The sequence below is a fragment of the Streptomyces acidicola genome (assembly GCF_009377235.1).
Classification (GTDB): domain Bacteria; phylum Actinomycetota; class Actinomycetes; order Streptomycetales; family Streptomycetaceae; genus Streptomyces; species Streptomyces acidicola.
Genome location: NZ_VMNX01000413.1, coordinates 1 through 4,532, shown reverse-complemented (window position 1 = coordinate 4,532; position 4,532 = coordinate 1). Strand labels below are relative to the sequence as shown.

Annotated in this window: 5 protein-coding genes; all 5 read right to left on the bottom strand. The window is 73.1% G+C overall.

Translation table 11 applies throughout. The features are described from left to right. Window positions 1-184: 184 nt before the first annotated feature. Window positions 185-1,117, bottom strand: coding sequence for a hypothetical protein (locus FPZ41_RS45065; protein ID WP_152870547.1), 933 nt, complete (start codon window positions 1,115-1,117; stop codon window positions 185-187). After that, the gene (locus tag FPZ41_RS45060; RefSeq protein WP_152870545.1) at window positions 1,114-2,115 is read right to left on the bottom strand and encodes an ABC transporter permease; all 1,002 of its coding nucleotides are present in this window, start codon (window positions 2,113-2,115) and stop codon (window positions 1,114-1,116) included. Before FPZ41_RS45060 ends, FPZ41_RS45065 begins: the two co-directional genes overlap by 4 nt. After that, window positions 2,112-3,017, bottom strand: a complete 906-nt coding sequence (locus FPZ41_RS45055; RefSeq protein WP_152870543.1) for an ABC transporter ATP-binding protein — start codon at window positions 3,015-3,017, stop codon at window positions 2,112-2,114. The genes FPZ41_RS45060 and FPZ41_RS45055 overlap by 4 nt, the downstream gene beginning before the upstream one ends. After that, complete coding sequence (locus FPZ41_RS45050; RefSeq protein ID WP_322621542.1) at window positions 3,014-3,415, bottom strand: GntR family transcriptional regulator; 402 nt, start codon at window positions 3,413-3,415, stop codon at window positions 3,014-3,016. The genes FPZ41_RS45055 and FPZ41_RS45050 overlap by 4 nt, the downstream gene beginning before the upstream one ends. Before the next feature lie 132 nt (window positions 3,416-3,547). Continuing rightward, the gene (gene mshD, locus FPZ41_RS45045; RefSeq protein WP_152870541.1) at window positions 3,548-4,474 is read right to left on the bottom strand and encodes a mycothiol synthase; all 927 of its coding nucleotides are present in this window, start codon (window positions 4,472-4,474) and stop codon (window positions 3,548-3,550) included. Between the last annotated feature and the right edge of the window lie 58 nt (window positions 4,475-4,532).

The following is a 4,532-nucleotide window of genomic DNA, read 5'->3' as shown; positions in this document are numbered from 1 at the left end:
CTTCGGGGGCGCCTGGTGGGTACGGCGGACGGGTGAACGGGCGGACGCCCCTTGGTGCGCCCCTCCCCCCGTGGAGGGGCGCACCGGCCCGGTTGGTCCCCCGGATCGTGCGGACCGGCCGGGCAGCACGACCGGGGTGTGTAGAACGGCTCGGCAGTACGGCGTACGGCGGCGGCACGGTGGGTCAGGCCGTGCGGCGGCGCAGGAGGGCGAACGCGGCGGCCGTGGCCGCGACGGCGACCGCGAGGACGATGCCCGTCTCCATCAGGTGCAGGGGCCAGCGGTGGGACTGGGGGTGGAACGAGGAGGGCGCTCCCGTGCCCGACTCGTTCCCGGTCTGCCAGACGCTCCTGGGCAGCCCGATCCGGGTGGGGTCGGGCCCGGTGGGGTCGGGCCGGGTGACCTGGGGCCAGAGGTCCTCGCGGTAGTGGTTCAGCGCGTTGTACAGCACCAGGGCGGCGCCGAAGCCCAGGCCGGCGGCGGGCAGGGCCCGGCGGGTCAGCATGCCTGCGAACGCGCCGAGGGCGAGGCCCGCGAGGGCGTACGCGACGGCTGCCGGGCCGGTGGCGAGGAAGACGTCCGGGTAGTACCAGTCCCCGGTCAGGTTCGGGTCGCCGTCCTGCCTGGCCCAGTTGTGCACCAGGACGAGCACACCGGTGCCGGAGGTGATCGGCACGGCCGGGACGGCGAGCCTGGTGGCCAGCCAGCGGGTCGGGGTGACCGACTGGGTCCAGGCGAGGTCCGCCGTGCCGCTCTCCAGCTCCCGGCCGATCAGTGCGCCGCCGGCCCAGGCGGCCACGGGGAACATCAGGTACGACACCGCGGTGGCCATCAGCGACAGGCCGCCGGTGTACGTCTCGTCGGCGGTGATCGCGTCGACCGCCGAGCACAGGGGGAGCCCGGTGCCTGGCGAGCCGCAGACGCTCATGCCGGCGCGGGCCTCGTCCCCGAGGGCGTACAGCCGGATCAGGTACCCGGCGATGGCGGCCGACGCGAGGACCCAGACGATCAAGGCCGGCCGGTGCAGCCGCAGGACCGTCCAGAGCAGGCCCCTGGGGCGGCGCGGTGCTCGGGAGGAGGGTCGGGTGGCGGCCGGGGCGGTGGGTAGCGCGCTCATGCGGCGTCTCCCAAGTGGCGGTTCAGCAGCCGGAAGGAGGCCAGGACCGCGAGGGCGGCGAGGGAGAGGACGATGCCGGTCTCCACGAGCTGGAGGGGCCAGAAGTGGGACGAGGGGTGGTAGTCGAAGTAGAAGCCGACGATGTGGTGCTGTGTGAGACAGTCGGGACCCTCGCCACCGCAGGGGTTGGGAACGCGGTTGCCGAGGGGGGTGATGGCTCCGTCGTCGACCGGCATGCCGCCGGAGATCGAGTACTGATCCGTTTTGGTCAGGGTGACCGACGGCCACAGGTACGGGCGCAGCATGCCGAGCGCGAAGTGGACGGCCAGCAGGCAGACCAGACTGATGCCGAGCGCGGGCAGGGAGCGGCGGACGAGCAGGCCGACGAGCACGCCGACCGCCAGACCCAGCAGGGCGTAGGCGACGGCCACGGGGCCGTTGCCCCGGAAGGCCACGTCGTCGTACCACTGCCGGCTGAGCCAGCGCAGCAGCTCCCTGTCCGACGGCCACATCAGCCGGTGCAGCAGCATGAGCAGGGCGGTACCGGAGGCGAGGAGGGCGGCCGGGACGGCGAGCTTGGCCGCCAGCCAGCGGGTCGGGGAGACCGACTGGGTCCAGGCGAGTTCCGCGGTGCCGGTCTCCAGCTCCCGGGCGATCAGCGCGCCCGACGCCCAGGCGGCGACGAGGAACGGCACGATCGTGATGATGCCGCCGCCGAGGGACGTGGCCAGGTCGAGCGCCATGTAGGCGTCGCCCGTGTAGTCGCAGCTCAGGTTCTCGCCGGGGAAGGCGCAGCGCATCGTCCGGTACTCGGTCCAGACCCCCTTCGTCCCCGGGCCCCACGCCCACAGCAGCGTCCCGGCCGCCACGGCGGCCAGCAGCGCCCAGAACAGCAGCGCCGCGCGGTGCAGGCACAGCATCGTCCAGACCAGGCCGCGTGGCCTGAGGGAACGGCGGAGTGTGGGCGCCTCGGCGGGCGCGGTGGTCATGGCCGTCATACGGCGGCCCCCCACGTCTCGGGCCAGTCCTCGTCCTCGCCGGTCAGCGTGAGCACCGGGGCCCCGGGGGAACGCAGGTGGGCGAGGACCAGCTCCTCCAGGGTGGGCTCGGTGGTCTGCCACTCGTCGTCGAGCGGCCCGTCCGGCCGTATCAGCGCGGTGAGCTGACGTCCCGTCGTACGGGACTCGACGACGGTGTGCGGGTCGAGGCCGCCGTCCTGCCCGGTGACCAGGACGTGCGCGGCGAGGAGGGCGTCCAGCGGGCCCGCGAGGCGGACGTGGCCGTCGCCGATGAGGAGCAGGTGGTCGCAGGCGTCCTCCAACTCGGCGATGACGTGCGAGGACATCACGACCGTCGTGCCGTGCTCGGCGGCTTCGGCCATCAGCGCGCCCATCAGCTGGTGCCGGGCGAGTGGGTCGAGGTCGGCCATCGGCTCGTCCAGGAGCAGCAGTTCGGGCCGCTTGCCGAACGCGAGGGCGAGGGCGACGCGGGTGCGCTGACCGCCGGAGAGGGTGCGGACCCGGGTGTGCGGGTCGAGGTCGCCGTCCGCCACGATCCGCTCCGCCACGGCCCGGTCCCAGCGCCCGGGGTTGAGTTCGCTGCCCAGGCGCAGCGTCTCGGCGATGCTGAGCTGGGGATACAGGGGTTTGTCCTGGGCGACGTACGCGAAGCGCTCGCGCGCCTCGGCCGGTGTCGTACCGAGCACCGTCAGCGTGCCCTCGGTGGGCCTGAGCAGGCCGGCCGCGTGGGCGAGCAGGGTGGACTTGCCCGCTCCGTTGGGGCCGACGATCGCGCAGACGCTCCCCGCGGGCAGCCGGAACGTGCAGTCGCGCAACGCCCACTCCCCGTTCCGCCCGAATCTCCTGCCCAGGGCGGCCGCCTCCATGGCGGTACCGGTCATTCCTCGTCCCCCTTGCCGTGGTCGTTGGTGAAGTGCTCGTCGAGTACGGAGGTGAAGAGCGCCGCCACGTCCTCCCGCTCGAGTCCGGCCTCGCGGGCCCGGCCCGCCCACGCGTCCAGCTCCGCCCGCAGCGGGGAGTCGACGGGCGTGGCGCCCAGTGACTTCCGTACGAACGTGCCGAGGCCGCGGCGTGCCTCGACCAGGCCCTCGCGCTCCAGTTCGCGGTAGGCCTTCAGGACCGTGTTCGGGTTGATCGCGGTGGCCTCCACGACCTCGCGGGCCGTGGGGAGCTTGTCGCCGGGTACCAACAGGCCCAGGCGCAGGGCCTGTTTGGTCTGCTGGACGATCTGGACGTAGGTGGCGACACCGCTGCGCCGGTCGATGCGGTACTCGACCACTCGGACAACCACCCTTTCACTAATTGAGTAGTGAAAGGGTGGTGCAAGAAAGGGGCGGCGTCAAGTCGCCGCCCCTTAGGAGTCCTTGGGGTGCTCGGGTGTCCTCGGGAAGTGGTCTCCGGTCGGAGTCCGTCAGGTCTCCGTGCGGTACATGAGGTCCACCTCGTGGGTGGTGAAGCCGAGCCGTTCGTAGACGGTCACCGCGGCCTTGTTGTCGGCGTCGACGTACAGCATGGCCGTCGGCAGGCCGCGGTCGGCCAGGTGGCGCAGGCCGATGGTGGTGAGGGCCTTGCCGAGGCCGCCGCCCTGGGCGCCGGGGCGGACGCCGAGGACGTACACCTCGCCGAGACGCTCCGCCTCGTGGACCTTCGTCCAGTGGAAGCCGATCAGTTCGCCGCCGCGCTCGGCCAGGAAGAAGCCCGACGGGTCGAACCAGGGCTCCGCCTTGCGGTCGTCGAGGTCGCGCTGGGTCAGGGAGCCCTGCTCCGGGTGGTGCGCGAACGCCTGGGCGTTCACCGCGAGCCACGCGGCGTCGTCCTTGCCGGGCACGAAGGCGCGGACGGTGACGCCTTCGGGGAGCACCGGCTCGGCCGGGTTGAAGTCGGTCAACGGGCGGCGCATCTGGCGCAGTTCGCGGAACAGGGTGAGGCCGAGGACCTGCGAGAGGTGCCGGGCGGCGGAGTGTCCGCCGTGCGCCCACACCCGCAGCCGCTTGCCGGACTCGGCGAGCAGGGCGGTGCCGAGGGCGCGGCCGTGGCCTCGGCCGCGGTGTGCCGGGTGGACGACCAGTTCCGCGGCCGGGGCCTCCACCGGGTCGGTGTCCTCCAGCTGGGCGTATCCGACGAGGGTGTCGTCGAGGGTGAGCAGCAGGTGCCGGACGCCCGCGCGTTCTCCGCCGCGCAGCTGGAGGCGGCCCTGCTCGGACACCGCCTGCTGCCCGTCGGTCCGGGCGGCCTCCGTGAGCAGGGTGAGCACGGCCTCGGTCTGGTCGGGGGTGAGCGAGGGGCGGCTTTCGATGCTTCGGGCTCCGCCGGTGGGGGCGGTGTCGTGGCTGGTCATGCGTACGAGGTTAGCTCCGCAGGGGTTGATGGTGGGCTCGGTCGGGGGGTGGGTGGCG

Bases quoted from the DNA above. Each gene is read 5' to 3' on its own strand.
- FPZ41_RS45065 (WP_152870547.1), bottom strand. From the start codon at position 1,117: ATGAGCGCGCTACCCACCGCCCCGGCCGCCACCCGACCCTCCTCCCGA.
- FPZ41_RS45060 (WP_152870545.1), bottom strand. From the start codon at position 2,115: ATGACGGCCATGACCACCGCGCCCGCCGAGGCGCCCACACTCCGCCGT.
- FPZ41_RS45055 (WP_152870543.1), bottom strand. From the start codon at position 3,017: ATGACCGGTACCGCCATGGAGGCGGCCGCCCTGGGCAGGAGATTCGGG.
- mshD (WP_152870541.1), bottom strand. From the start codon at position 4,474: ATGACCAGCCACGACACCGCCCCCACCGGCGGAGCCCGAAGCATCGAA.